This is a genomic window from Actinosynnema sp. (assembly GCF_052038725.1).
Map to the genome: position 1 here is coordinate 1 of NZ_JBQGCX010000039.1, position 4,366 is coordinate 4,366.

The 4,366-nt window shown below is 73.3% G+C and carries 5 protein-coding genes; 3 read left to right on the plus strand and 2 right to left on the minus strand.

The window, feature by feature from the left end:
- Positions 1 to 277 precede the first annotated feature (277 nt).
- Entirely contained in the window at positions 278 to 700 is a 423-nt protein-coding gene (locus ACTUAL_RS00710; RefSeq protein ID WP_096496964.1) for a hypothetical protein, read from the plus strand.
- Between the two features lie 12 nt (positions 701 to 712).
- On the opposite strand, the gene ACTUAL_RS00715 is transcribed toward ACTUAL_RS00710, so the two are convergent.
- Both ACTUAL_RS00715 and ACTUAL_RS00720 read right to left on the minus strand, forming a co-directional pair.
- Positions 713 to 934, minus strand: a complete 222-nt coding sequence (locus ACTUAL_RS00715) for an acyl-CoA carboxylase subunit epsilon (RefSeq protein ID WP_440898900.1) — start codon at positions 932 to 934, stop codon at positions 713 to 715.
- Complete coding sequence (locus ACTUAL_RS00720) at positions 931 to 2,562, minus strand: acyl-CoA carboxylase subunit beta (RefSeq protein WP_440898901.1); 1,632 nt, start codon at positions 2,560 to 2,562, stop codon at positions 931 to 933. Before ACTUAL_RS00720 ends, ACTUAL_RS00715 begins: the two co-directional genes overlap by 4 nt.
- Positions 2,563 to 2,807: 245 nt before the next feature.
- On the opposite strand from ACTUAL_RS00720, the gene ACTUAL_RS00725 reads away from it, so the two are divergent.
- Together ACTUAL_RS00725 and ACTUAL_RS00730 are read left to right on the plus strand one after the other, a co-directional pair.
- Positions 2,808 to 3,569, plus strand: a complete 762-nt coding sequence (locus ACTUAL_RS00725; RefSeq protein ID WP_440898902.1) for a biotin--[acetyl-CoA-carboxylase] ligase — start codon at positions 2,808 to 2,810, stop codon at positions 3,567 to 3,569.
- Positions 3,570 to 3,601: 32 nt separating this feature from the next.
- Positions 3,602 to 4,114 carry a PH domain-containing protein gene (locus tag ACTUAL_RS00730; RefSeq protein ID WP_440898903.1) on the plus strand — a complete coding sequence of 171 codons (513 nt, stop codon included), beginning with the start codon at positions 3,602 to 3,604 and terminating at the stop codon, positions 4,112 to 4,114.
- Positions 4,115 to 4,366: the final 252 nt, after the last annotated feature.

Below are 4,366 nucleotides of genomic sequence, written 5' to 3' on the forward strand. Positions count from 1 at the left end.
ACTCCGCGTCCCACTCCGCGTCCCACTCCGCGTCCCGCTCCACCCCCACCGCGGTTTCGGTAGCGTGGTCGGCAGGGGTGCGCAACCGCTTGCGGCCGTCGTGACTTCGGGTTTCCGCCAGCCCCACCCCGCCGCCGCACCCGCGTCACCCCGCTCCGCGCCCGCCCTTCCAGCGGGAACGCGACATCCCCTCACCTGCGCCACCCGGCGCCCGAAGCCGCGAATTAAGCAGTCTTACCCATGCGTGCCGCCCCCTCCAGGGGGCACTCTCGGGTTCGTGCAGAGCTGGCGACTGGTCATCCGGCGGCCTGTCCGGCGGATCGGCCGGACGAGGCTCCGCTGGCTGCTGGGCACGCTCACCGCCGTGGTGCTGGCGTTCGCGGGCCTGGTCGTCTCGACCGACCCGGTCGGTTACGGCCTCCCGTTCTGGCCGTTCGCCACCACCGCCGACCACGCCGAGGGCCGGGCGATGGACTCGCTCCTCGCGACCGCCCGCGCCCAGCGCGACGTGGCCCGGCTCCCGCAGGCGGTGGCGGGCGAGGCGGTGGAGGTGCTCGCCGCGACCCCGAGCGGCGTGCGCGACGACTCGGTGTGGATGCGCGTGCGGCTGCACCTCCCGGACGGCGGCGTGCGCTGCCGCGAGGTGATCGTGTTCAACCAGGTCGGCTTCGAGCTGACCAGCCGCCGGGTGGACTGCTGACCGGCGCCCGCGCTACCGGGGCAGCCCCGACGCCCGCCAAGCCCCCGGCCCGTGCGCCAGGGGCTGCCTGACCAGTCGCGACCGGTCCGCCCACCGCGACGCCCCCCGGTCGCCCCGCGCGCCGCCGTCCGCCGCCCGGCGCGCGGCGACCGCCGTCAGCACCGCCACCAGCGCCGCCAGCTCCTCCTCGGTCGGGTTGCCCCGCACCACCCGAAGGTGTCCCCGGTTGCTCACAGCGGGATGTTCCCGTGCTTCTTCGGCGGCAGCGACTCCCGCTTGTCCCGCAGCACCGCCAGCGCCCGCGCCACGTGCGCCCGCGTGTGCGACGGCGGGATCACTGCGTCCACGTACCCCCGCTCGGCCGCCACGTACGGGTTGCACAGCGCGTCCTCGTACTCCTGCTGCAACCGCGCCCGCAGCGCCTCCACGTCCTCGCCCGCGCCCAGCGCGTTCGCCAGCTCCTTGCGGTGCACGATGTTCGCCGCGCCCTGCGCCCCCATCACCGCGATCTGCGCGGTCGGCCAGGCCAGGTTCACGTCCGCGCCGAGGTGCTTGGACCCCATCACGTCGTACGCCCCGCCGTAAGCCTTGCGGGTGATCACCGTGACGAGTGGCACGGTCGCCTCCGCGTAGGCGTAGATGAGCTTCGCCCCGCGCCGGATGATCCCGTTCCACTCCTGCTCGGTGCCCGGCAGGAAGCCCGGCACGTCCACGAACGTCAGCACCGGCACGTTGAACGCGTCGCAGGTGCGCACGAACCGCGCCGCCTTCTCGCTCGCGTCGATGTCCAGGCACCCGGCGAACTGCGTCGGCTGGTTCGCGACCACCCCCACCGACCGCCCGTCGACCCGCCCGAACCCGACCAGCACGTTCGGCGCGAACAGCGGCTGCACCTCCAGGAACTCGCCGTCGTCCAGCACGCGGGTGATCACCTCGTGCATGTCGTACGGCTGGTTCGCCGAGTCCGGCACCAGCGCGTCCAGCTCCAGATCCGACCCGGTCACCGAGTCCTCGATCGACCCGCCGACCAGGTCGCCGGGACCGTCCAGCACCGGCGGGTCGGACATGTTGTTCGACGGCAGGTACGACAGCAGCTCCTTGGCGTAGGAGATCGCGTCGTCCTCGTCGGCGGCCAGGTGGTGCGCGTTGCCCGACTTGGTGTTGTGCGCGCGCCCGCCGCCCAGCTCCTCGAACCCGACGTCCTCGCCGGTGACGGTCTTGATCACGTCCGGCCCGGTGATGAACATGTGCGAGGTCTTGTCGACCATCACGACGAAGTCGGTCAGCGCGGGGGAGTAGACGTGCCCGCCCGCCGCCGTGCCCATGATCAGCGAGATCTGCGGGACCACGCCGGACGCGGCGACGTTGCGCCGGAAGATCTCCGCGTACAGGCCGAGCGAGACCACGCCCTCCTGGATGCGGGCCCCGCCGCCCTCGTTGATGCCGACCAGCGGGCGGCCGGTCTTGAGCGCCAGGTCCATGACCTTGACGATCTTCTCGCCGTAGACCTCGCCGAGCGAGCCGCCGAACACCGTCACGTCCTGGCTGAACACGCACACCGGTCGGCCGTCGACCGTGCCGTGGCCGGTGACGACGCCGTCGCCGTAGGGGCGGTTGCGCTCCTGGCCGAAGTTCGTGGAGCGGTGCCGGGCGAGCGCGTCGAGCTCCACGAACGAACCGGGGTCGAGCAGCAGCTCGATCCGCTCGCGGGCGGTCTTCTTGCCCTTGGCGTGCTGCTTCTCCACCGCGCGCGCCGAACCCGCGTGCACGGCCTCCTCGTTGCGCCTGCGCAGGTCGGCGAGCTTGCCCGCGGTGGTGCGCAGGTCGGGCTCGTCGCCGAGCGGGGCGGTCGCACTGCTCATGACGGGTGAGCTTAACCACGGACCGCGCCGATGGCGGCGCTCGCGAACGCGAGGGACTGCGGGGACACCGAGCTGCACCGGTGCAGCTCCGCGCCGCGCGGCGCGGGCGGGCCGGCCGCCGGGAACTGCCCCCCACTGGAGGGTGCAGGCTGTGCCGCGGGCGCCCCACCCCGTCGAGAACCCACACCGCTCCGACAAGCGCGGCGGGGTGGGGCGCTCCTCCACCCGCCTCCTAGGCTTGCGCCGTGTTCGAGCACCTCGTCGCCCCGGCAGGCCCGTACGCCGCGATCCGCGTCGTCCCCAGCACCGGCTCCACCAACGCCGACCTGGTCGCCGCCGCCCCCACCACCCCCGACCGCACCGTCCTCATCGCCGAGGCGCAGTCCGCCGGTCAGGGCCGCAGGGGCCGCAGCTGGGTGTCCTCCGGCGGCGGCCTCTACCTCAGCGTGCTGCTCAGGCCGGACGTCCCGCCCGCGCGCCTCCCCTGGATCACCCTCCTCACCGGCCTTGCCCTGGTCCGCGCCACCGCCTGGGCGGGCGTCACCGCCACCCTCAAGTGGCCCAACGACCTGCTGATCGACGACGCCAAGGTCGCAGGCGTCCTCGCCGAGACCACAACCGGCGCGGTCGTCGTCGGCGTCGGCCTCAACACCGCCCCCCTCCCGCCCGGCGTCCAGCCCGGCGCGGGCGGTCTCCCGCCGACGAGCCTCGCCGAGGCGGGCGCGCGCGTCACCGACCGGTTCGCCGTCGCCGAGGTGCTGCTGGCCGAGCTGGCCGCGCTGGAGTCCGAGTGGCGCGCCGCCCACGGCCTGCCCGGCGCGCTCCTCGCCGAGTACCGCGAGCACTCGGCCACGATCGGCCGCGACGTCCGCGTCGAGCTGACCGGCCGCGAGCTGCTCGGCGCCGCCGAGGACGTCCTGGAGGACGGCACGCTCGTCGTCCGCGACCGGGAGGGCACGTCTCACACCGTTTCCGCCGGGGATGTGGTCCACCTGCGAGTACGGTGATCCGGACCGTCCCCACCGTCCCCGGAGGACCCGTGGCCTACCCGGACGACCTGCTCAGCCCCGCCGAGCACGTTGTGATCCACAACCACCCGCACTGGAAGATGCTGCTGGTCCCCGTGCTGGTGCTCATCGCCGTCGCGGGAGGCGGCGGCTACCTGGCCGCGCTGGCGTCCGGCAGCTCCTGGGAGCTGACCGCCTGGATCGCGATCGGCGTGGTCGGCCTGGTCCTGCTGCTCTGGCTGACCGCGGCCCCGCTGGTCCGGTGGCGGACGACGCACTTCATCATGACCACGGACCGCGTCATGTACCGCGTCGGCGTCTTCACCCGCACCGGCCTGGACATCCCGCTGACCCGCATCAACAGCGTCCGCTTCGAGCACAGCCTGCTCGACCGCGCCCTCGGCTGCGGCACCCTGGTGATCGAGTCGGCCTCGGACGAGCCGCTGTCGTTCGACGACATCCCGAACGTGGAGCGCGTGCACTCGCTGCTCTACCGGGAGATCAACGACAACCCGGACGACGACTTTCAGCCTCGCACCGCGTAGCGGTGCGAAACCCCACACCACCACACCGCAGCCTCGTGCTGCGGCTCAGTCGGTTTGGCTCTCGTCTGGTCCGCGCCCTTGTGCCTTTTTGTCATTGAACCCCCGCCATGGGCCTTCCTGTCATAGGCCCTCCCGCCGCAGGACTCCTGCCACAGGCGCTCCCGCCGCAGGCCCTCCCGCCGCAGGACCCCCGCCCCCAGCACCAAGGGCAGGACCCCCGCCCCTCCACCCCCACCCCGCTGTGACTCCCCC

Bases quoted from the DNA above. Each gene is read 5' to 3' on its own strand.
- ACTUAL_RS00720 (WP_440898901.1), bottom strand. From the start codon at position 2,562: ATGAGCAGTGCGACCGCCCCGCTCGGCGACGAGCCCGACCTGCGCACC.